We start from the raw sequence: 22,548 nt of genomic DNA on the forward strand, positions 1-22,548 counted from the left end.
GAAACAGATTTCGCAGCGAGAACGCCGCACCGCCGTCCGGGCAGTTCGACGTCCTCACAGCCGTGGCAATCAGACCTTCTTGCGGATGACGCCATAGACGATATTGCGATTTTCGCCGAAAAACACTTCTGCCTCGATCATCAAGGGGTCGGCACTCGAATTGATGATGTTCCACATGTCCTGCTCGGTCCTTAGAAGCAGCGCCCAGTTCATGAAGCTTTCCATGTAGCCATCCACGCCGATATCCTGCGAGAAATTGGCAAAGAGGAACGTGCCGCCCGGTTTCAACATATCGAGGCAGCGCTGGGTCAGCTTTATGGAAACTTTGTCGGTGAGATAGTCATAAAGGCCAGCGGCGTAAACGAAATCGAATAATCCCAATTGCTGGCGACCGGACAACAGTCCGCGAACGGAACCATCGATCGCCTCGATGCAGGTATGACCGAAATCGCGGGTGATCGCGCCGATGCTCAGCGGGTCCTGATCGAGCGCCACCCAACGCTTGATCCCGCCATTCCCCAAGGCAACAGATCCGTTGGCCTCCCGCAGGTGTCCTGCGGCAATCGTCAATATCTCCGTTTCTGACCCCACCTTGCCAGCGATGTCGTCGACGTGCCGCGTCAGGATATCCCGACGCTCTCTGACAGCGACTGAAGAGGAAGCATCTTTCGTATATTCGTAAAGGGCAGCGCCGATCGGGGACGCTGTGTCAATTCGGTGCTGAACGCTTGGATGACCGTAAATGAAGTCCAGCAATTGGGCATCGCCGGAGTAACCCCGGGGCTTTTCATGGGACCAATAGGTAAAAGGGTCCTCGAGGAAATATTCGGATACTTCATGGCTTTGAATGAGAGGGATAAGCTCCTTCCACACTCCTGAGTCGTACTTTTCTCTGATTTTGTGTAACCGCCCAGCGACCTGATGTATAATTTGCTGGGGTGGGCGTCCATTTTCGAACTGTTGGATTGCGACGCTCAGGATAAGAGCGACATCTGCTTTTCCACTGCTGAAATGCTCTTCAAAATTGTCATTTCTGTCTGCAAAAATTTCGCCGGATATTGCTTCTGGAGTAATAAGACTTTCGCCATCAAAACTTCTATTCACAAGTTGGGACACTCGTACTCTCCTGATTAACACCTTGTTAATGCTAAAACAATTCAGACGTAATCAAGTGCAGAGTCAATCAGACGAAAGCCCAAAAAAAGTTCAATTTCGGGAAACCTTTTATTAAGGTAAACGCCATTTCGATTGTAGTTTTTGCGCCTCTTAAAGAAACTTAAAAGGATACGATCCATTCTTCGCAGGCTTACAACCTGCCACTGCGTTCACGACGACGGTGGAAAAGGAGTAAAGAAACCGAATTCGGTAATAAATTTGCGCTGTTGAAAGTAATCCAACCGATAAATTTATTACAACCTATGGAAAAGTGCATGACGCACACTTTAGTGGATGTGGTTGAACTTGATCTCCTGGGAGACGAGACCCGGAAGCAGTCCAAAGACTCGCTGCGGTCGATCTTCCTTGAAGAAGCCGATGCCAAGAGGCGCAAGGCGATCCGCCAGGGCCTTTGGCTGGCCGTACCGATCTATTTGATGTTTTCGATCACGGATCTTCTGCTCGTGCCGGATGTTGCCGCGCACACGATGTTTGCGCGTTTTGTCGTTGGAATCGCCGCATTATTGACGCTGGAAATGCAAATCCGCGCCAATGCGAAGACCAACCATATGGATATCGTGTGTGCGACAGCGTTGATCTGCGGATACATCGGGTGGGTCATACCTGCCATGATGACCACCTATTCGCTAAACATGTCATACTATATGGTATTCGGCGCGATCTTCATGATGGGCGCCAACCTGTTCTTCACCTTCAATTTCCAGCTTTCGCTGTTCGCTTCGAGCCTTGTGCTGGTGATCTATTTTGCCGCGCTCAGCTATATCCACGAAGACATCTACTATCAGATCTCGTTCGGCACATTCTACGTCTCCTGCTTCATCTTCACATCATACGTCAACCTGCGACTGAACCGGGAACGTTACCAGGTGTTTCTCAACGCGGTCGAAGCAAAGGTTCAGCAGCGACAGGCCGAACAGCGTGGTGAAGATTTGTTGCGCCTTTCCAACACCGACCCACTGACGGGGCTGGACAACCGGAGGGCCATCGACGGTCGCCTGCGCCAACTCTGGGACGGTTGGATCAACGAACAGCGCAACTTTGCAGTCTTCCTGATCGATGTGGATTTCTTCAAGAAGTACAATGATTATTACGGGCATCAGGAAGGTGATCGCTGCCTTATTCAGGTCGCCCGAACCCTGCAGGACAGCATGAGCCGCTTCGATGCAGTGATCGGCCGCTATGGCGGAGAGGAATTCATCGCGATAGCCCGTTTTCAAACGGAAAGGGATATCGAAGACATCGCCGAGACGTTGCGGCAGACAGTAGAAGACATGTCGCTTGTTCATGAGCGTCGCAGGGACGGAACCTCTGTCATCACCGTCAGCGTCGGCGCATCTTACACGCGCCATCAGGCCGACCCTAAACTCGAGCGTCTTATCAACGAAGCCGACCGGGCCCTTTACCTAGCGAAGGCAAATGGCCGCAACACCGTCAAGCTGTTTGATCCCAAAGACCCGCTCAACAGTGATGATACGGAAAATGTTGCAGCACTGCTGAACATTGCCATCGAAAAGAACCTCGTATCGCTTGTCTACCAGCCCATCAAAAACCTTTCCTCCGAGCAGATTGATGGGGCCGAGGCACTGATGCGTTTGCGCCTGCTCGACGGAACGCTGGTGCCCCCCAGCATTTTTATCCCAATTGCTGAACGGACGGGTGTCATCATGGATCTCGGTCTGTGGGCCATTCGCACCGTTTGCCAGCAGGTTTTACGATGCGACTCGATTTCCGTCGTCAGCGTGAATGTTTCACCGATCCAGCTGAAAAGCCCCGGCTTTGCTACATCCGTCGCGGCCATTCTGGGCGACGTCGGGGTTGCGGGAGGACGTTTGGCCTTCGAGATCACTGAAGGGCTGGAAATGGATATGAATTCCGATGTTCTGCATTGCATCAGCGATCTGAAAACGCTCGGCATCAGAATATGGCTGGACGATTTCGGCACCGGCTTTGCAGGCCTCTCCTGGCTGCGTCTCATCGATTTCGACACCGTCAAGATCGACAAGTCATTCCTTCATGACGGTCACACCGCCCGTGGCAGAGCCATGCTGAAAGACATCATAGGACTTATCCGAAATTGCGGGCACAGGATTTTGGTGGAAGGTGTCGAAACCGCCGAACAACTGACATTATTGAGGGAGCTGAATATCGATCAGGTCCAGGGTTACTATGTGGGTCGCCCCGCTCCGGTGGAAAAGTTCCGTCTGGAGAAAGGTTCATATTTACCAAGAACCGGTTTGATGCGTCCTCTCTAATGCAAAACCCGGCATTGCGATGCCGGGTCTTTCTTCAGACAATTGGCCTTAAAAGCGTTAGTCCAAGCTACCGGGCACTTCGGACAGGTCCCGTTCACCCACGATGATCGAGCGCTTGCCGACATGGTTGGCGGGGCCGACGATGCCTTCCTGCTCCATGCGCTCCACCAGTGATGCGGCGCGGTTATAGCCGATGGACAGGCGGCGCTGGATATAGGAGGTCGAGCACTTCTTGTCGCGCAGAACCACCTTCACGGCCTTCTCGTAGAGATCAGCGGTGTCGTCTTCTGCCATAGCCGTCTTGTCGAAAACGGCGCTGTCTTCTTCCTCGCTGTCGTCAGCTTCATCAGCGTCTTCGGTCACCGTGCCCAGATATTCGGGACGACCCTGCGTCTTCAGATGCGCCACGACCTTCTCCACTTCCTCATCAGAGACGAATGGACCATGGACACGGGCAATGCGTCCTCCGCCAACCATGTGCAGCATGTCGCCTTGGCCAAGCAGATGCTCGGCACCCTGCTCGCCCAGAATGGTGCGGCTGTCGATCTTCGAGGTCACCTGGAAGGAAATACGCGTCGGGAAGTTGGCCTTGATGGTGCCGGTGATGACATCGACCGATGGGCGCTGCGTGGCCATGATCAGGTGAATACCGGCGGCACGCGCCATCTGCGCCAGACGCTGGATGGCACCTTCGATTTCCTTGCCAGCAACCATCATCAGGTCGGCCATCTCATCGACGATGACGACGATGTAAGGCATGGCCGTGAGGTCCATTTCCTCCTGCTCGTAGACGGCCTCGCCCGTTGCGCGGTCGAACCCGGTCTGCACGTTGCACATCACCGTCTCGCCCTTGGCGCGAGCGGAAGCTGCACGGGCATTGTAACCATCAATGTTACGCACACCCAGACGCGACATCTTGCGATACCGGTCTTCCATTTCGCGCACGGCCCATTTCAGCGCCATGACGGCTTTCTTCGGGTCGGTCACGACAGGCGTCAACAGGTGCGGAATGCCGTCATAAACGGAGAGTTCCAGCATCTTGGGGTCGACCATGATCAGGCGGCACTCTTCCGGCTTCAGGCGGTAGAGCAGCGACAGGATCATCGTGTTGATCGCCACCGACTTGCCGGAACCCGTGGTGCCAGCGACCAGAAGATGCGGCATCTTCGCCAGTTCCGCTACGACAGGCTCGCCGCCGATTGTCTTGCCGAGGCAAAGCGCCAGCTTCATGCGCGTTTCGGCATAATCTGGAGACTCGATCAGTTCGCGGAAATAAACCGTCTCGCGAACCGGGTTCGGCAGTTCGATGCCGATGACGTTACGGCCGGGCACCACGGCGACGCGGGCAGAGAGCGCCGACATCGAGCGGGCGATGTCATCTGACAGGCCGATGACGCGGGAAGATTTGACGCCGGGTGCAGGCTCGAACTCATAGAGAGTAACAACCGGGCCGGGGCGTACATCAATGATTTCACCCTTGATGCCGAAGTCTTCCAGCACGCTTTCCAAGAGGCCCGCGCTCTGTTCCAGCGCTTCCGGCGTCATGGTCGTGGTTTGCAGAACCTGCGGCTGCTGCAACAGGTCGATGGGCGGATATTCATATTCGCCTTCGCTGAACACGGGCGCATCGAGGAACATTGGCTGGTTGTTGTTACGGGCAACCGTGCGCATTTCCCGACGCGGCTCGGCAACGGGCGCGACAACAGCGACGGGTTGCTCGACAGGGGCGGCAACGGCAATAGGTTCTTCAACTGGGGCTGCCGCCTCCACCTCAGCAACCGGCTCAACCTCAACCTCGCGAGCAGGGCGAATTTCTACCTGCCGATAGAGCGAGACGGCTGATCCCTCGGGTTTGGTGAAAACAGGCTTCTCAATGACCGGTAGCGGCTGGCGAACCACCTGCACAGGCCGAGGCGCTGGCTTTGCAGCAACGGGCGGAACTGGAATTGTGGTAGTCACGGCAGCGGCGCGCTGCGCCTTGATCCGCGCAAGTTCCGCAAGCCGCATGGGCCGTGACGGTGGCAGGATCGCATCACCGACGTCGAGGCTCATCACCTCCCAGAACATTTCGTCGGAGAGAGCGTCTGCAAAAGCTGGCACGTCAAGCGTCGCCGGGCCTTTTTGGCCGTGCTCGTCAGGAAAGCATGCGACATCGATCTGCGCTGCATTGCCAGCGTCCAAAGGCATTTCCGCCGTATTTTCGGCAACGGGCTCAGCCGGGGCAGATGCTTCCTGCTGCTGCTTCAGCGCGAGTTCACGGCGCAAACGATAAGTGAGAGCAAGCGCACCCGTTGCCCCCGGCGGCTGTGGCAACACGGCAGGCTTGGCGATGCGGCGTTCGACAGGCGTCGGCTTCGACGCGGGCTGCTTTTCGGAGATGGCTTCAACCGCGACGGGCCCAGCGATGGCTACGGCTTCCTCATCGGCCTTACCTGACGGCGTGACGGTAGACTGCTTTCCAGCAACGATGTTTTGCGGGGTGCGGGTGAAGCGCACATTGGGGCCAAGCGTGAAGGCGTTCTGCCACAGCGGCATCTCATCACGGCCTTCGATCGCATTGGCAGCGATCTGGTCGGCATTGTGTCCCATAACCGCACGCTGGTCTGCCGTTAACGGAATCATTCCGCGGGCGGCACTTTGCGGGTCTTTCGGCTCCGCATTGGGCTGGTTCTGTCCCCTCTCTTCTATCGTATTGACGGAATTATTTAAATTTGAACGGGGAAAACGCATCACAGCCTGTACACTCATCATAAACGGACATTTGGCACAGCAAATGAGATAGAAAATAAAGGTTAATCACATATTGCCAGCGGGCTCTCAAAAGCGAATTTTCACAAGCTTCTTGGCCGCTGTGTCTGTGCAGCCACGCATCGAAGACGATGGCGAAACTGCCAAAAATCGTTGAATATCAGGCGTTTTTACAGCTTTTAAGCCTCACCAAGACCTGACAGCGCCCCTTGCCGCTCTCTTTAATAAAAACTTCATGTGAACTGACAGATGCCGGCTTTACAACTAACATGTTAATGGCGTATCAAGTTGCTGTCAGTTTTTGGAGGAGCAGGCAATTGACTGGGAAATTCGGCCTATCGGCAGCACTTACGACACCCTTCGCGCAGGATGGAAGCATCAACATCGCGGCCATGATTGCGCAGGCTAAGCGCTCGCTTGCCGCTGGTTGCAACAGCGTCACCCTGTTCGGCACCACGGGTGAAGGCAGCTCCATCGGCAGCCGCGAACGCACGCAGGTACTGGCCGCTTTCCTCGACGCGGGCGTAAGTGCGAACAATCTCGTCGCTGGCGTTCTGGTGGATTCGGCGCAGGACGCTGCCGATCAGGCCGGTGAAGCCCTGAAGGCCGGTGTCCGCAACATCCTACTCGCCCCTCCATCCTATTTCAAGAATGTCAGCGATGACGGCCTGTGCGAATGGTTCTCATCGGTTTTCCAGCAGCTTGGCGCTGATGCTCGGGATATTCTGGTTTACAACATCCCATCGGTGACGACGGTCGCACTCTCCGTGGAGTTGATCGGTCGGCTACGTCAAGCCTTTCCGGGCGTCGTAACTGGCGTCAAGGACTCCTCCGGCGATTGGCCTTATACGCAGCGCTTGCTGGCCGAACATCGCGATCTCATCATCCTCATCGGTGACGAGCGACATCTGGCACAGGGCGTTCGCCTTGGCGGTCAGGGCGCGATTTCCGGCTGCGCCAATTTCCTTCCCGCGGAAATCCGCGCCATGGCCGTGGACGGTGTGGAAGACAAGCGGATCGAAGACCTCGTCGTTGAGCTTCTGAAATATCCGGTAACACCTGCCGTCAAGGTTCTGGTATCGCATGTCACGGGTGAGCCGATCTGGCACGCCGTTCGCGCACCCCTGGTTTCCATTTCCGCTGAAAACCGTAAAAAGATCGAAGCGGCATTCGAGTCGCTGTTCAGAAGCAAGGCGGCTTGAGAAGGACGGTTCATGGATGACACCGGCGAACAGACAACGTTGAGGGAGAAGGCGTATGAGAGTTTTACGCACCATCTTCTCGCGCGCGATGTTCGCCCCGGCCAGTTCATCTCCCAGCGCCGCCTTGTGGAATTGACCGGATTGCCGCTTGGCGCAATCCGCGAAGCCATTCCACGGCTGGAAGCAGACGGTTTGATCATAACGGTTCCGCAGCGCGGGTTGCAGGTTGCGCATATCGACATCAACCTCATCCGCGAAGCCTTCCAGTTTCGTATTTTTCTGGAAAAGGAAGCCGTCGCGATCTTTACCCGCACTGCATCAGACGAGACGATCGCCGGGATGATAAAGGACCACCGCGATATTGGAGAGGCGGCCCAGAGCGGTAAGACATCGCCGGAACTGGATGCTCGCGCTCAAGCGGTCGACTGGGGCATGCACGACGCCTTTATCGACTCACTCGGCAACTCCATCATCTCGAATGCCTACCGCGTCAATTCGATCAAGATGCGGTTGATCAATCAGGAACGGTTCCGCATCGCAGGTCACGTCAAATCTGTCATGGCGGAGCATCTGACCATTCTCGAAGCCATCGAGCGTCGCGCACCCGACGAGGCCGCCGAAAGGCTGGTCGCCCACATTCGCAACGCGCGGGACAGGGCTCTGGCGGTTTAGGAATACAGCATAAGCAATCGGCCGGGGGTGAGGAGATTTTCGGCCAACACAAGAGGAGGAAGAACATGACGCATTCACTGCTCAATCCTACACGCCGTGGGTTCATGGCCGGCACAGCCGCCATTGCGGGCACCGCCGCATTCGGCATTCGCCCCGCATCTGCTGCCGTTGACTGGAAGAAGCACGCTGGCACGACGCTGGAAGTCAATCTCGTCAAGAGCCCGCGCAGCGAAACGCTTCTGAAATACATCAAGGAATTCGAAGACCTGACCGGCATCAAGGTCAATGCCGAGGCGACGCCGGAACAGCAGCAGCGCCAGAAGGTCGTCATCGAACTGTCCTCCGGCAGACCAAGCTTCGACGTGGTTCACCTGAGCTATCACGTCCAGAAGCGCCAGTTCGAAAAGGGCAAATGGCTGGCCGATATCAGCGGCTTCCTGAAAGACCCGTCACTGACCGATCCATCGCTTACCGAAAGCGATTTTGCCGAAGCGGGCATGCAGTTTGCCAAGGATAGCGACGGCGTTCTGCGCTCCCTGCCCTTCTCCGTGGATTACTGGATCCTCTACTGGAACAAGGAACTCTTCGATGCCAAGGGCCTGAAATATCCCCAGACCTTCGACGAACTCGTCACCGCCGCAGAAGCGCTGACCGATCCGTCCACCAACACCTATGGTTTCGTGGCACGCGGGCTGAAAAACGCCAATACGCCGGTCTGGACCTCGCTGATGCTGGGTTACGGCGCAGCTCCAATCGTGAATGGCAAGATCGACACCACGACGAAGGAAGCCGTCGAAGCAGCAAAGCTTTACCAGCGCCTGATGACCAAATCGGCACCTCCCGGCGTTTCCGGCTTCAACTGGGCCGAAGCACAGTCTGCCTTCCTTCAGGGCAAGATCGGCATGTGGTTCGATGGCGTCGGCTTTGCACCGCCGATTGAAAACCCAGAAAAATCCCGCGTCGTCGGCAAGGCTGGCTATGGCGTGATGCCGAAGGGCCCGGCGCAGCAGGCTGCCGGTACTTTCGGTGACGGCCTAGGCGTGGTCGAAGCCAGCACCAAGAAAGAAGCCGCATACCTCTTCTGCCAGTGGGCCATTTCCCATGAAATGGGTGCGCGGCTGTTGCAGGCCGGTGCGGGCGTGCCGTTCCGCCAGTCCATTCTGGAAGACGCCAAGGTTCGCGAAGGCGTGAAGATGCCTGCGGAATGGCTGGATGCCGTGGTCGGTTCCGGCAAGGTTTCAAAGCTTGCCCTGCCCGTCATCATTCCCGTCACCGAGTTCCGCGATATCTACGGCGTTGGCCTCACCAACATGATTGGTGGCGCAGACCCGGAAGCCGAACTCAAGAAAGCGACCGAGCAGTTCGCCCCTGTTCTGGCACGTAGCGAGGGATAACGGTGTCCGTCAGCATCGAAAATGCCGCAAGGCCAACGAAACTCGTCAGAAGGAGCAAGCCCACGCGGCTTGCTCCCAACTACTGGCCTTTCGTCATTCCCGCCCTCGTCGTTATCGCAGCGGTGATCGTGTTTCCATGGGTCTTTACCCTATGGATGAGCGCGCAGCGCTGGACGCTGGGGCAGGAACAGAGCTTCATCGGTTTCGACAACTACATCCGTCTGGCAAGCGATGCGCGGTTCTGGGAATCGCTCTGGCACACGCTTGTTTATACGACGCTGTCCGTTGTCGCGCCCTTGTTCATTGGTACGCTGGCGGCTTTGCTGTTCGATGCGCAATTTCCGCTGCGCGGCTTTCTGCGCGGCGTCTTCGTCATGCCCATGATGGCAACCCCGGTTGCCATCGCGCTGGTCTGGACCATGATGTTCCACCCGCAACTTGGCGTCTTGAACTATCTCCTGTCCTTCATCGGCATCGGCCCGCTGGAGTGGATTTATAACCAGTCCACCGTCATCCCCTCTCTGGTGCTGGTGGAAACATGGCAGTGGACACCGCTGGTCATGCTCATCGTACTCGGCGGACTCGCCGCCGTGCCGCGTGAGCCTTACGAAAGCGCCGAAATCGATGGCGCAAACGCCTGGCAGAAGTTCCGCTATCTGACCATGCCGATGATTGCGCCCTTCCTGATGATTGCCGTCATCATCCGTTCCATCGATGCCGTCAAAAGCTTCGACATCATCTACGCGATGACGCAGGGCGGACCCGGCACGGCATCTGAGACGATCAACATCTACCTCTACAACACAGCCTTTGCCTATTACGACATTGGTTACGGCTCGGCCATGGCCGTCATGTTCTTCATCGTCATCATCGCGCTGTCCTTCGTGCTTTTGATGGTGCGCGCCCGTACACAATGGAACGAGATGGAGGAGCGCTGATGAAACGCAAGACACTCGACAAGATCGGCCTGTTCTTCGTCGCATTGGTGATGATTTCGCCGGTCATCCTTTTCTTCCTCTGGATGATCTCGCTGTCGCTGAAATATGAGATCGACAACGGTGCCTATCCGCCCATCCTCATTCCCGAACGTTTCGCTTGGTCGAACTATGTGAAGGTGTTCGAGGAGAACAATTTCTTCCTTTATTTCTGGAATTCCGTTCTCGTCACCGGTGCGGCGACCTTCCTTGCCCTCGTTATCGGCGTTCCCGCCGGCTATGGCATCGCGCGGCTAAAGGCGGAAAAGGCAGCCATCGTCATAATGATTGCCCGCATGACGCCCGGCCTGTCCTTCCTTATCCCGCTGTTTCTCCTGTTCCAATGGCTGAACCTGCTCGGCACGCTGTGGCCGCAGATCATCATCCATCTGGTCGTTACCGTGCCCATCGTGGTCTGGATCATGATCGGCTATTTCGAGACGACACCGAAGGAACTCGAAGAAGCAGCCAGCATCGACGGTGCATCCTCGTGGCAGGTCTTCCGGCTCGTGGCTCTGCCCATCGCCAAGCCCGGCATCGTCGTGTCCTTCATTCTCGCCGTCATCTTCTCGTGGAACAACTTCGTCTTCGGCATCGTGCTGGCCAGTCGTGAAACGCGCACCCTGCCGGTCGCGGTCTACAACATGCTGTCCTTCGAGCAGGTCAGCTGGGGTCCGCTGGCTGCAGCAGCGCTGATCGTCACGCTGCCGGTGCTGTTGCTCACCATGTTCGCACAGAAACAGATCGTAGCCGGTCTAACCGCTGGCGCCGTCAAGGGCGGCTAACTCATCAAATTCATTACGGGATCAAAACCATGGCACCGGTCAATATTCAGAATGTTCAAAAGCGCTTCGGCGCAGTCAACGTCATCCACGGCATCGATATCGACATTGGCGATGGCGAATTCGTCGTGCTCGTCGGCCCCTCTGGCTGCGGCAAGTCCACTCTGCTGCGCATGATCGCGGGTCTGGAAGAAGTCAGCGATGGCGAAATCCACATCGGTGCGCGTGAGGTCAGCAACCTGCCCGCCCGTGATCGCGATATCGCCATGGTGTTCCAGAATTACGCTCTTTATCCGCACATGACGGTCAAGGAGAATATGGGCTTTGCCCTGAAGCTCAAGAAGGTCAGCGCCGATGAAACCGCCGCCAAGGTCAACAAGGCCGCTGGCATTCTGGGTCTCGACAAGCTGCTGGACCGTTACCCGCGCCAGCTTTCCGGTGGGCAACGTCAGCGCGTCGCCATGGGCCGCGCACTGGTGCGCGACCCGCAGGTTTTCCTGTTCGATGAACCTCTGTCCAACCTCGATGCCAAGCTGCGCGTGCAGATGCGCGGCGAGATCAAGGCCCTACATCAACGCATCGGCACCACCACCATCTACGTCACGCATGACCAGGTGGAAGCCATGACCATGGCCGACAAGATCGTCGTGCTGCATGATGGCGTTATCGAGCAGATCGGCGCGCCGCTGGAGCTTTACGACCGCCCGGCCAACCTCTTCGTCGCTGGTTTCATCGGCTCCCCTGCCATGAATTTCATTCGTGGCCATGTCGAGGAAGGCGTGTTCCGCACCACCAAGGGTCTTACCCTGCCCTTGCCGCAGACCGCAAATCCGGCAGAACTCGGCGGACGTGATCTGGTCTACGGCATTCGCCCGGAACACATCCGCGTTGCCGAAAACGGCATTTCCGGGCGTGTCGAACTGGTGGAAGGCACGGGCTCGGAAATCTATGCCAAGCTGGATTGCTTGGGCGAAGACATCGCCTGCCTTTTCCGCGAGCGGCTGGATATCCGCTTTGGCGATACCGTCAGCATTGCCATCGATCCCGCCTCTGTGCATCTCTTCGACCGGGAAACTGGCAAGCGAATCTGAACGTCATGGGTGAAAACCAAAAACATGGCAAGCATGTGCTGTGCGTGGGTGCTGCCGTACTGGACACGTTGTTCCGCGTGCATGACATGCCCACCGGCCAAGGCAAGGTGCTGCCCTACGACATGCTGCAGATTGCCGAAGGCATGGCATCCAGCGCTGCCTATACGGTTCACCGCATGGGCGGCCGCGCCAGCCTGTGGGGTGCCGTGGGTGACGATGAGACGGGAGGCCGCATTCTTCGCGACCTCACCGAAAGCGGTATCGACACATCGGGCATGACCATCGCCAAGGGCGCTCGCTCCGCTCTGTCCACGATTATCATCGATGATAATGGCGAGCGGCTGATCGTGCCGTTCTACGATGCCAAACTGCATGAAACCAAACGCGCCTGCACGGCGGATGATCTTGCACCCTTCGACGCCGTTCTGGTTGATGTACGCTGGCCGGAGCTGGCGTTCGAGGTTCTGACCGTTGCCCGTTCCATCGGTATTGCTGCCATCCTGGACGGTGACGTCGCGCCTGTCGAAACCCTGGAAAAGCTCGCACCTGCAGCGACGCACATCATTTTCTCAGAGCCCGCGGCAGAGCGAATAACCGGCACACGTGATGTGCCCGAGATGTTACCGCTGCTTCATGCGCGCTATCCACAAACCTTTATCGCGGTCACGGCCGGACCGGCTGGTTGTTACTGGATGGAACCGGGTAACGGGACCGTCCATTTCCAATCCACATTGGCCATAACCGCAGTCGATACACTGGCGGCCGGGGACGTTTTCCACGGTACATTCGCTCTTGCCGTTGCGGAAGGTCTGAAAAGCCGGGACGCACTCCAGCTCTCATCCGTCGCCGCCGCCATGAAATGCACCGTGTTCGGTGGGCGCGCGGGCACGCCGACAAGAGCGGAGGCTGAGGCACGTCTTGCGGTTTGGCTTTCTCAATCGTGCGCGGATTGACAATTGACGTTACCCGCGGCGGTTAGCCTGTGGGGCTCTCTGGACTTTCGTTGAACGCTTCAATTTTTGCAGGGAAAAAATGTCGTGAGGGATTCGCGCACAAGGCTGGAGGCGTTTTCACTCAACCGGCTGCCAGGGATATCACTGAGATGGGTGTAAACACGGTCTACAAGCTCGTGCGGCGCAACCTCATCCCCGTCACACCATCTATCCCTACCTGTCGCGTCGGCAACACCATAAATATAAGCGCGCCCTTTGGCCGCTGACACCAGACGACGTGTTTCGACTTGCGCTATCTCGGGCGCGTAGTTTCCCTCAATAGCCTGTTTCAGTTCCAGCCCGGATACAATCCAGCTTCTTTCCGATGCTGCCGCGAGACCGCTTGTCACAGGTATAACGACGAGAGCGAGCAAACCGATCGACAAAGAGTTTCGTTGTCTCGCGCGAGTGGCTTCAGTCGTCTTTTGGCTGTGTCCTAAACAGCGGCCGACACAAAAGCATCCGTCTATCATTGCGCCTTCACGGCTGCGGGATGCTGCTTAGCCAGTTCTTCGATGTAAGTCGTCAACATCGTTGTGGCCGCAGCATCCCAGACCTGCTGGTAAGCACCGAGAAGCTCCTGTCTTTTCGACTTGCCATACGAACCGGCGTAAAATGACTTGAGCGCACTCAAATCCTTGTCCGTCAATGTCGCAAGGGCGAATGTCAGGCCGGCGGTTTCGAAAGCTTTCGCCGATTCCTTGGAATAAGCGCCGCCCTGATCGGGCCTGTTTCGAAATTCCGGAAGAAGACTTGGAAGCGTTGCCTTCAGCTGCTTATGCTCTTCCGACGAGGGATCAAGCGCGGGACTGCCTGTCTCCATCGTCAACACCGCACTGATCGCTTGCTGCGTAACGGCCGTCTCGGCAGCGAGATCAGGCGATGCCATAAGGCTTGCTACCTCCTCAATTGTCGATTTCGCTTCAGGGGAGGCCAGGCGCGTCTCAATTTTTTTGCCGAAATCCTCATCCTTATCCGCATACATCTTATCGACAGCGCGGTATCCGTCAGCCAAGGCAGCGGTCGCCGTGTCGAAAGCTGCCACATCAGCGTATTGGCCGGGTGTCGCTTCAATCGAGACGAGGATTTTCTTCCGCATCTCTCCCGCATCGAACGCCTTTTCGGACGAACTGATGAGCAGGGGTTCCGTTTTAGCGATATCGGCGTTTTTGTCGTCCCGCCTTGCGGAGGCAGCGTTTCTGATGAGTGCTTGGGGAAGAGCCAGACGCTCGTCCACCCTTTCGGCCCGCAACAGGGAGGCGTCGACGGAACTCTTCGAGCTCTCAGCACCCGCGTCGCAGCCTGTAAGCATGATCGCCAGAACTGGCGCAGCGATGAGAAATGTAACCTTGCGCACCCTGTTCAAGACCGCCACGGTATCAACCAACAACATCATAAGCCCTACATCATTCTGACGTCAGTGATATCTTTTGGTCGTGCAGATGCGGATAGGCGGTTGATGATCTGCTCTGCCTTGACCATTTGCGCGTTGCCTGTCGGGTCAATCAGCAACCTCTCTGCAAAGTTCTGCTCCGGATAAAAGGATGAATTACCAGTCATCCGGCTCAACATGTCGATGCGTTCTCTGACGGCTGAGCCAATGTTGTTATATTCAACGCGCTGGCCGGGATCATAGGGCGAGAAAGGTCTGCCCGTAAACTTGGGTGCAATTGCCTTGGGGTAGTTTGCCGCTGAGGGCATTTGTGAAATCGGCTTGCTGCCATATTCCACATCACGGCCCATCGCCCTTTCGCCACTGGCGGGGGCATAGGTCACGAGCTTATCGGATTCCAGAACGGCGTCCATGTAGAACAGAAGTTCCATCTTCTGCGACAGACGGTTCTCGTCTATGCGACGGCTCTGCGGCGGATTGCAAAATGGCATTTTGGTAGCCAGCTCTGCAATGTGCATTTTATCGTCATCTTTGAGGCTGCCATCATCACGCACACCCTGTACGAAACTGTGTACACAGATATGGTTGTCGTTGACGAAGGTCTTCATTCGCGACTCGAAATTCAATCCCGTCGGGGCCGATGCTATAGATGCGCTGCTGACCAGACCCTCTACGGCACTGGTGACCTGCTTTCCGGCAAGCTTCTTGGCCTCATCCAGTACACTACCGAAAGCAAACATCAGAGCCTTGTTGGCGCTCGCCGCGCGCATCGCCTCGAAGGTTCTGTTCAGATTGTTGTTGCAGATGACGTGCAGGGCAGCACGGCCTGCCAGCACGCGGAGCGAAGTCGTCGCGAACGCCGCCATCATCACGCTGCCTGTTAGGATCGACGCAGACATCACAAACAATTCTGCCTTCAGCTTGTCGCGGGCTTCCTGCTCCTTGGTCACCTTATTAAGATTGTAGATGGCAAGATCGTAGGCGCGAGAATAGGGAAGCACGATGTTGGATTCCCACTGCGATTCATATTTCGGCAGTTCGAGGAGGATATTGTTCAAGCGTTCTTTTGCCAGCGACACGACCATCTCCATTGTTAAAACTGGATAAGATTCACCCTCACCTGCAAAGCCCATTGGCGGCTTCGTGCAGGACATGGAAGTACACATGCGAAAAAACAGGTGTCGGCATCATGCCGACACCTGCCGTTTCAAAGGATGTTAGCCAGCCTTTGTCGTTGCCAGATCGTAAGAAGCGATCATTGGCGCCTGCTGGGTGTTGTTTTCATCAGCAGGTGTGTACTTGACTTCCATCTTGGTGAAGTTGAGCTTGATCGTCTCAACAGGGCGATCACCACTGGAATCGACCGAATAGCTGGCAATCAGCGTGTTGGTCAGCAGGTACTGGATGTAGGTGTTGCCTGGGTCACCGGTCGTGACGAGGTGAATCGTCGCGAGCTTGCCCTGGCGGCCAGAGCACGCCTCCTGAAAAAGCTTTACAGAAGACGAGTCGCTGACCTTTGTCAGGATGACTTCCGAAATGGTCGGCTCGGAGGCTTCACGGTTCGCAGCAGAACCAGCAGATGTGTTCATGTTACGTGTTACGTTCCAGTGAATGGCTTCGATGTCCATCCACTTGCGGTGTTCCTCGTGGGTTGCATCACCCTGGATATCGTCGATCTGCAAATAAATCGGCATACTGTAAGCTCCTGTAATTAATGAAAGACCTCTTGCTTCGAGGCCGCGTTTGCCTTTCCACTACTGCCGCATGCGTCGGGACTTCCCATCCGACACGGCAACTTTATCCACCACGACCGGGTCAGCCACAGCGAATTCACCAGTTTCCCCATCCACTTCGGCACGAATGCCGAACCCGATTTCATCAAAATCAACTGTGATCCGCTTTACCTTGTCACCTGTAATGACTTTCTCGAGAAAGTAGGTGGACAATGGTGGCAGCAAATCTCTGCCGATCATGATTTCAATGGCGCGCGCGCCGATTTCACTGGAGCCTGCACGTCCCACAAGCGCTTCCCGCGCCGCAGGGGAAAGCGTCAGCTCCGTGCCGTAGGCAGCACGTACGCGCTCTGCGATTTTTCCGATCTGTATATCCACGATGCGCGATAACTGCTCAGGCCCAAGCGGCATGAAGGGCAGGATCACGGTCCGTCCCAGAAAGGCCGGTTTGAAGTGCTTGGTGAGCTCGGGCATCAACAGCGCTTCCAGCGCCTCGCCTTCAGGCATCGTTTCCGGGTCAGCGGCCAATGCCATCAAGAGTTCGGAACCCGTATTGGCAGTCATGAAAATCGTTGTATTCTTGAAGTCGATGTCCCGACCTTCGCCATCCTTCAACATGCCCTTGTCGAAGACCTGATAGAATATATCCTGAACGCCCGGATGGGCCTTGTCGATTTCATCGAGCAGCAGCACGCCAAACGGACGACGGCGGACCGCCTCCGTCAACACTCCACCCTCCCCGAAACCGACATAGCCTGGGGGTGAACCCAAAAGGAGCGACACCTTGTGCTCCTCCTTGAACTCCGACATGTTGATGGTGGTCAGGTGGCTGTTTCCACCGTAAAGCATATCTGCAAGCGAAAGGGCGGTCTCCGTCTTTCCCGTTCCCGACATGCCAACCAGAAGAAAAACGGCAGGCGGTCGTCGCGGATCCGACAAACCCGCTCGGGCTGCGCGCATCGCGTCTGCGATCCGCCCAATGGCCAAATCCTGACCGATCACACGCTGTTTCATACGCTCGTCGAGGGACTTCGCGCTTTCGATCTGGTCTGCCAGCAATTTGCCAAGGGGGATACCAGTCCAGCGAGACACCACGGCTGCGATCATCTCGCGATCCACGACCGTAGGAACCAGTTTTTCATCAAGACCGTCCCTGAGCGCAGCAACCGGTCTCAAAGGCGCGATATTCGAGGGCTCGCTTACGCCATCTCCGTTTGCAGCAGCGATCTCGGCAATTTCGGAATCGAAGCGTGCGCGAATATCTTCGATTGCCGTGTCGAGCCCAGCGATTTCGTTCGCTATGGCGCTGATCCGGGATGCCGTCTCTTCGTCAGACGGCTCGCGCAGTAGCCACTCATGCTCGGTGTACAACAATCGGCGCTCACTCTCCATCGTGCGCAGCTTTTCCGGCATGGTCTGCCGAGCCAGAGACACGGCGGCAGATGCCGTGTCCAACAGGCTAACAGCCTTATCCGGTAGCTGGCGCGATGGCATATAGCGAGCCGAGAGCTGAACGGCAGCGACGATGGCCTCGTCGCGAATGATCACGCCATGATGCTTGACGAAAGTATCCGCAACACCGCGCAACATACGGATCGCGGTTGCCTCGTCCGGTTCGCGCACATGGACAGGCTGGAACCGCCGGGTCAGTGCCGCGTCTTTCTCGAAATATTTTTTATACTCGCTCCACGTGGTCGCAGCCACGGTGCGTACTTCGCCTCGGGCAAGCGCAGGTTTGAGAATATTCGCTGCATCGCCCTGGCCTGCCGCACCACCTGCGCCAACCAGCCCATGCGCTTCATCTATGAACAAAATAATGGGTTCTGGTGATCGCTTTACTGCGTCGATTACGCCATGTAAGCGGCGCTCGAACTCCCCCTTTACCCCGGCACCAGCCTGCAAAAGAGACAAATCCAGTGTCAGCAGCCGAACATTTCGCAGCTTTTCGGGGACGTTTCCAGACACGATCTCAAGTGCCAGCGCTTCTGCCACCGCAGTCTTTCCGACACCTGCTTCACCCACCAGAATTGGGTTGTTCTGCCGACGCCGCGTCAGAATGTCGACCATCTGCCGAAGCTCGTCGTCACGACCGATGACGGGATCAATTTTCGATTGGCGGGCGTCTTCCGTCATGTCCTGCGTGTACAGCCTCAGGAATTCGTTCTGATCCTTTGCCTGCGCGGAGCCTGCGAGAGGCTCGTCATGCGCAGGAGTGGAGGTCTTACCCTCCTCACGCAACTGCTCAAGCGCCGATCGATCCATCAGCTTCAGAGCTGGAAACGCCGCGCGTACCAAGCTGCGAAGCGAGGATTCCTCTTCCAAGGCCAACAACAAGTGAAGCAGCGCAATGTGCGACCGCCCATCCTGAAGCGAAGCCAGAAGCCACGCTTCACGTCCCGCCGTTAAAACATTCTGGGAGAGAGATAATGCTTCGCCATCGCCGATGGCAGCGTCATTCAACGAACGCTCTATCTGACCGCGTAGATCATCCCGAGAGATTTTCAACCGGTCGAATACACCAGCAAAAACCTCAGCCTCTACAACTGCACTCAACCAGTGAGCAATATCAACATACTGATGACCACGTCTTGCTGCGACCGATGCGGCGGCCTCGAGCGATACACGCAGGTTTGGCTCAAGCGCTTCAACAAGGCGATTGAGATCAATATGCGACATGCAGCGAGCCTCCGGTTCGGATCATTCCACAACGTGACGTGGCATAGTTAGGTCGATGAAACTCGCTTGTCCAGCAAAAGTTGCTTTTTTATTTGACGAGTTTAAAAACAAGTCGTCACAATTTTGCCCTATTTTCCATAAGTCTGTTTAGTGAATAACCTTACGTAACGGAAGTAACTGACACATATCTATCATACTTTATAAGGGATAAACTGACATTGAGCGCGCAAGAGTCGGCCCACAATATAGAATATTCAGGCGATTGCGGAGAAAATATTCGAAGCAACGCAAGAACTCGCGAACTATACTACAGGATTAAGGATGAAAGAAACCAAGCACGTGCAGAAGAGCGCACTGTTTCACCACAAGAAGTTCTAAGAGTTTCCAACAACTGGATTGAAGTCAGCAATCTCGGATTGCATATTATATATTCTGAAAGTCGTGATGTGGAAATATTAACGTGGCTTGCGGAAGCAGAGCTACGTTTGAAGGGCTTTCCCGGCCTGCGAGAAGTTTACCGAGTTACATATGATATATTTTGCAACCATTGGGATTCGCTACGCTCGATCAGCGATGATGATGACGAAGAAAAATTCGCACCTTTTGCAGGACTGAACGGCATTGGTAGTGAAGGGACCCTGATACAGCCGCTTCGTTTGAGTTCCCTCATTCCCGGCGGAAAATTTGGCGAGCACACGCTTTGGGACTTCCAGCTTGCGCAGCGTTCCGGTGAAAGCAAGCGCAAGGAAGAACTCTACAACGCCGCCTCCGAAGCCGGTCTCGCCGCGATGTCAGCGCATCTTGCGGATGTGAATGCCTGTCTATCAACGTTCGATGCGATCAGCAGGATTTTGACGGAACGCTGCGGTCACAATGCGCCTGCCAGTTCAAACATCAAGAACATATTGATGGAAGTCGCCGCCGCTATCCGTGCGCTGGGTGGGAAAGACGAAACGCATCCCGACACTGACGAGAATGCGCGGATAGCGTTCAATGCCGATCACGATAAACAGCCCGAGGTTCAAAAAAAATCATCGCAGAACCCAGAAGAAATCGCTTCGCGTGACGAAGCCTTTGAAACTCTTCTTACAGTTGCGCGTTATTTCCGCCGGACGGAGCCACATTCTCCGATATCGCTGGCAATTGAAACATTGGTTCGCAGGGGGCGCATGGATTTTTCAGAACTGCTCGCAGAGCTCTTGCCGGAAGCACAGGCGAGACACGCCGTTCTCACTGCAGCCGGCATAAAGCCCGACGGCGAGACAAAAGGAAAATAGTGAAACCAAGGGAGATCGAGGCTCCCTATCGTCAGCAATGGCCGGAAGGCATCAAGGAGGTTTGAATGGCAAGTGTACATGAGAAGCTGGAGCGCGTTCGCAAGCCCCGCGTCCACATCAAATACGAAGTAGAAACGGAAGGCGCGATGGTGGTGAAAGAACTGCCGTTCGTCGTCGGCGTTCTTGGCGACTTTTCCGGAAACCCGACGCAGCCGCTCAAACCATTTGGCGAACGCAAGTTCGTGCAGATCGACCGCGACAACTTCGACGAAGTCATGCGTCGTATGACGCCGGGCCTGAATATCAGCGTACCGAATACGCTTCAGGACGACGGAACCGATATTCAGGTCAATCTGAAGTTTGAAAGCATGGATGATTTTCTACCAGCTTCCGTCGTCGAACAGGTGCCCGCTTTGAAGGCTCTTCTGGATGCACGCAACGAACTGCGGGACTTGCTGTCCAAGGCCGATCGTTCAGAGGATCTGGAACGGCTGCTGGAAGACATTCTCCAGAACAAGACCGATCTTGGAAAGCTTGTGTCTGAACTGAAAGAGAAAAACGGTGCAGGCAACTGACCTCAAGCTGAGGACTGCTTCGTTGAGATGCCCCCACGCCGGGGCTCTACCTGTTTTTGCGGTGGCACAAAGCCGCACTTGGAAGGATTGAAACATGAGCGCTGAAAGCCTGCTGAAGAACGATGCACAGGCAACGACGACCGAAGAGAATGGCCTACTGGCCAAGGTTGTTGCCGCAACACGTCAAACCGAGCCCGACCGTGCCCAGAACCTGCTGCGCACGCTGACCGATCAGGCTCTCAAAGGCACGGTCAAATACGACCGAAACCTGACGGTGACGCTCAATCACGCCATCGCAGAAATTGATCGGGCCATTTCCGGGCAGCTTGCCGCGATCATGCAGTCGCCGGAATTTGCCAAACTCGAAGGCACGTGGCGCGGGCTGAATTATCTGGTCAAGAATTCCGAAACCAGCGTCAACCTGAAAATCCGCGTGCTCAACGCTTCCAAGCGGGACGTTGGGCGCGACCTCGAAAAAGCCGTCGAGTTCGACCAGTCCAGACTGTTCAAATCCATCTATGAAGATGAATTCGGCACGCCTGGTGGTGAGCCTATGGGAGCAATCATCGGCGATTACGAGTTCGACAATTCGTTCGATGACGTACAGCTTCTCCAAGGCGTTTCTTCGATTGCCGCAGCTGCTTTCGCACCCTTCATCTCGGCTGCAAGCCCGCGCATGTTTGGTTTCGAGGATTACCGCGATCTGGCGCGTCCGCGTGATCTGGAAAAGATTTTCGACACTGTCGAATATGCCAAGTGGCGCAGTTTCCGCGAGAGCGACGACTCCCGCTTCGTCACACTTGCGCTTCCACGCGTTCTGGCGCGCATGCCGTATGGCCCGAAAACCAGCCCGATAGACGAGTTTGGCTATGACGAGACCCGAGGCTCGGTCAATGGTGACCTTCAGCACAACGAATATTGCTGGATGAATGCCGCCTATGTCATGGGCACGAAACTCACCGACTCCTTTGCCAAGAACGGTTGGTGCACTGCCATTCGCGGTGCGGAAAACGGTGGTAAGGTCGAAAACCTTCCGATGCACGTCTTCTCCAGCGATGACGGCGATCTGGATTTGAAATGCCCGACCGAAGTTGGCATCACCGACCGTCGCGATGCCGAACTTGGCAAGCTCGGCTTCCTGCCTCTCTGCCATTACAAGAATACGGATTACGCTGTTTTCTTCGGCGCGCAGACGGCTCACAAGCCCAAGCTCTATGACAGGCCCGAAGCGACCGCAAACGCTGCAGTATCGGCGCGCCTACCTTACATGATGGCGACATCCCGCTTCGCGCATTATCTCAAGGTCATGGGCCGCGACAAGATCGGCTCCTTCATGGAAGCATCTGATTGCGAAGTCTGGCTGAACCGCTGGATCTCCAACTACGTCAACGCCAACGAAGTCGCTGGCGAAGAGTCGCGTGCCAAGTACCCGTTGCGCGATGCGAAGGTGACCGTTCAGGAAATTCCCGGCAAGCCCGGTGCATACAATGCAGTCGCCTGGATGCGTCCTTGGTTGCAGATGGAAGAGTTGACGACCTCGCTTCGCATGGTCGCCCGCATTCCTACCAAGAACTGAACGATTTGAGGGGGCAGATAAGTCCCTTCAAACTC

18 protein-coding genes are annotated in these 22,548 nt (G+C 56.0%); 11 read left to right on the forward strand and 7 right to left on the reverse strand.

What is annotated here, in order from left to right; all coding sequences use genetic code 11:
* Positions 1 to 69 precede the first annotated feature (69 nt).
* On the reverse strand, positions 70 to 1,116 hold the full coding sequence (locus tag ASF29_RS13860; RefSeq protein WP_062451244.1) for a class I SAM-dependent methyltransferase: 1,047 nt from the start codon (positions 1,114 to 1,116) through the stop codon (positions 70 to 72).
* 314 nt (positions 1,117 to 1,430) lie between these two features.
* On the opposite strand from ASF29_RS13860, the gene ASF29_RS13865 reads away from it, so the two are divergent.
* A complete protein-coding gene (locus tag ASF29_RS13865; RefSeq protein WP_062451245.1) occupies positions 1,431 to 3,428 on the forward strand; it encodes a GGDEF and EAL domain-containing protein in 1,998 nt (665 codons plus the stop codon).
* A gap of 57 nt (positions 3,429 to 3,485) precedes the next feature.
* Here the strand turns inward: ASF29_RS13865 and ASF29_RS13870 are convergent, their stop codons facing one another.
* On the reverse strand, positions 3,486 to 6,179 hold the full coding sequence (locus ASF29_RS13870; protein WP_062451246.1) for a DNA translocase FtsK: 2,694 nt from the start codon (positions 6,177 to 6,179) through the stop codon (positions 3,486 to 3,488).
* A gap of 314 nt (positions 6,180 to 6,493) precedes the next feature.
* On the opposite strand from ASF29_RS13870, the gene ASF29_RS13875 reads away from it, so the two are divergent.
* The 7 genes from ASF29_RS13875 to ASF29_RS13905 all read left to right on the forward strand — a co-directional run bounded on the left by ASF29_RS13875 (position 6,494) and on the right by ASF29_RS13905 (position 13,244).
* Positions 6,494 to 7,378 (forward strand): dihydrodipicolinate synthase family protein, encoded by an 885-nt coding sequence (locus ASF29_RS13875; protein ID WP_062451247.1) that lies wholly within the window; start codon positions 6,494 to 6,496, stop codon positions 7,376 to 7,378.
* 12 nt (positions 7,379 to 7,390) lie between these two features.
* The gene (locus tag ASF29_RS13880; RefSeq protein WP_062451248.1) at positions 7,391 to 8,050 is read left to right on the forward strand and encodes a GntR family transcriptional regulator; all 660 of its coding nucleotides are present in this window, start codon (positions 7,391 to 7,393) and stop codon (positions 8,048 to 8,050) included.
* A 65-nt stretch (positions 8,051 to 8,115) separates the two neighbouring features.
* Positions 8,116 to 9,444: a sugar ABC transporter substrate-binding protein gene (locus ASF29_RS13885; RefSeq protein ID WP_062451249.1), complete on the forward strand. Its 1,329-nt coding sequence runs from the start codon at positions 8,116 to 8,118 to the stop codon at positions 9,442 to 9,444.
* A 14-nt stretch (positions 9,445 to 9,458) separates the two neighbouring features.
* Positions 9,459 to 10,382: a sugar ABC transporter permease gene (locus tag ASF29_RS13890; RefSeq protein ID WP_244473560.1), complete on the forward strand. Its 924-nt coding sequence runs from the start codon at positions 9,459 to 9,461 to the stop codon at positions 10,380 to 10,382.
* Entirely contained in the window at positions 10,382 to 11,203 is an 822-nt protein-coding gene (locus tag ASF29_RS13895; RefSeq protein WP_062451251.1) for a carbohydrate ABC transporter permease, read from the forward strand. Before ASF29_RS13890 ends, ASF29_RS13895 begins: the two co-directional genes overlap by 1 nt.
* Positions 11,204 to 11,232: 29 nt before the next feature.
* Positions 11,233 to 12,291 (forward strand): sn-glycerol-3-phosphate ABC transporter ATP-binding protein UgpC, encoded by a 1,059-nt coding sequence (gene ugpC, locus ASF29_RS13900; RefSeq protein WP_062451252.1) that lies wholly within the window; start codon positions 11,233 to 11,235, stop codon positions 12,289 to 12,291.
* A 5-nt stretch (positions 12,292 to 12,296) separates the two neighbouring features.
* Positions 12,297 to 13,244, forward strand: coding sequence for a sugar kinase (locus ASF29_RS13905; RefSeq protein ID WP_062451253.1), 948 nt, complete (start codon positions 12,297 to 12,299; stop codon positions 13,242 to 13,244).
* A 59-nt stretch (positions 13,245 to 13,303) separates the two neighbouring features.
* On the opposite strand, the gene ASF29_RS13910 is transcribed toward ASF29_RS13905, so the two are convergent.
* The 5 genes from ASF29_RS13910 to tssH all read right to left on the reverse strand — a co-directional run bounded on the left by ASF29_RS13910 (position 13,304) and on the right by tssH (position 19,085).
* Positions 13,304 to 13,669, reverse strand: a complete 366-nt coding sequence (locus ASF29_RS13910) for a Rap1a/Tai family immunity protein (RefSeq protein WP_062451315.1) — start codon at positions 13,667 to 13,669, stop codon at positions 13,304 to 13,306.
* 83 nt (positions 13,670 to 13,752) lie between these two features.
* Complete coding sequence (locus ASF29_RS13915; protein ID WP_062451254.1) at positions 13,753 to 14,679, reverse strand: hypothetical protein; 927 nt, start codon at positions 14,677 to 14,679, stop codon at positions 13,753 to 13,755.
* Positions 14,680 to 14,684: 5 nt separating this feature from the next.
* A complete protein-coding gene (locus ASF29_RS13920) occupies positions 14,685 to 15,755 on the reverse strand; it encodes a hypothetical protein (RefSeq protein WP_062451316.1) in 1,071 nt (356 codons plus the stop codon).
* Between the two features lie 138 nt (positions 15,756 to 15,893).
* The gene (locus ASF29_RS13925; RefSeq protein ID WP_062451255.1) at positions 15,894 to 16,370 is read right to left on the reverse strand and encodes an Hcp family type VI secretion system effector; all 477 of its coding nucleotides are present in this window, start codon (positions 16,368 to 16,370) and stop codon (positions 15,894 to 15,896) included.
* Between the two features lie 60 nt (positions 16,371 to 16,430).
* A complete protein-coding gene (gene tssH, locus ASF29_RS13930; protein WP_062451256.1) occupies positions 16,431 to 19,085 on the reverse strand; it encodes a type VI secretion system ATPase TssH in 2,655 nt (884 codons plus the stop codon).
* A 218-nt stretch (positions 19,086 to 19,303) separates the two neighbouring features.
* Here tssH and tssA point away from each other — a divergent pair, with 218 nt between their 5' ends.
* From tssA to tssC, 3 genes are all read left to right on the forward strand, one after another.
* Entirely contained in the window at positions 19,304 to 20,362 is a 1,059-nt protein-coding gene (gene tssA / locus ASF29_RS13935; protein ID WP_156462673.1) for a type VI secretion system protein TssA, read from the forward strand.
* Positions 20,363 to 20,427: 65 nt separating this feature from the next.
* Positions 20,428 to 20,937: a type VI secretion system contractile sheath small subunit gene (gene tssB / locus ASF29_RS13940; protein WP_062451258.1), complete on the forward strand. Its 510-nt coding sequence runs from the start codon at positions 20,428 to 20,430 to the stop codon at positions 20,935 to 20,937.
* A 94-nt stretch (positions 20,938 to 21,031) separates the two neighbouring features.
* Entirely contained in the window at positions 21,032 to 22,513 is a 1,482-nt protein-coding gene (gene tssC / locus ASF29_RS13945; protein WP_062451259.1) for a type VI secretion system contractile sheath large subunit, read from the forward strand.
* Positions 22,514 to 22,548: the final 35 nt, after the last annotated feature.

It is taken from the genome of Rhizobium sp. Leaf262 (assembly GCF_001422245.1).
Lineage (GTDB): Bacteria > Pseudomonadota > Alphaproteobacteria > Rhizobiales > Rhizobiaceae > Agrobacterium.

Bases quoted from the DNA above. Each gene is read 5' to 3' on its own strand.
- ASF29_RS13880 (WP_062451248.1), top strand. From the start codon at position 7,391: ATGGATGACACCGGCGAACAGACAACGTTGAGGGAGAAGGCGTATGAG.
- ASF29_RS13925 (WP_062451255.1), bottom strand. From the start codon at position 16,370: ATGCCGATTTATTTGCAGATCGACGATATCCAGGGTGATGCAACCCAC.
- ASF29_RS13915 (WP_062451254.1), bottom strand. From the start codon at position 14,679: ATGATGTTGTTGGTTGATACCGTGGCGGTCTTGAACAGGGTGCGCAAG.
- tssC (WP_062451259.1), top strand. From the start codon at position 21,032: ATGAGCGCTGAAAGCCTGCTGAAGAACGATGCACAGGCAACGACGACC.
- ASF29_RS13865 (WP_062451245.1), top strand. From the start codon at position 1,431: ATGACGCACACTTTAGTGGATGTGGTTGAACTTGATCTCCTGGGAGAC.
- ASF29_RS13870 (WP_062451246.1), bottom strand. From the start codon at position 6,179: ATGATGAGTGTACAGGCTGTGATGCGTTTTCCCCGTTCAAATTTAAAT.
- ASF29_RS13885 (WP_062451249.1), top strand. From the start codon at position 8,116: ATGACGCATTCACTGCTCAATCCTACACGCCGTGGGTTCATGGCCGGC.
- tssH (WP_062451256.1), bottom strand. From the start codon at position 19,085: ATGTCGCATATTGATCTCAATCGCCTTGTTGAAGCGCTTGAGCCAAAC.
- ASF29_RS13895 (WP_062451251.1), top strand. From the start codon at position 10,382: ATGAAACGCAAGACACTCGACAAGATCGGCCTGTTCTTCGTCGCATTG.
- ASF29_RS13905 (WP_062451253.1), top strand. From the start codon at position 12,297: ATGGGTGAAAACCAAAAACATGGCAAGCATGTGCTGTGCGTGGGTGCT.
- ugpC (WP_062451252.1), top strand. From the start codon at position 11,233: ATGGCACCGGTCAATATTCAGAATGTTCAAAAGCGCTTCGGCGCAGTC.
- tssB (WP_062451258.1), top strand. From the start codon at position 20,428: ATGGCAAGTGTACATGAGAAGCTGGAGCGCGTTCGCAAGCCCCGCGTC.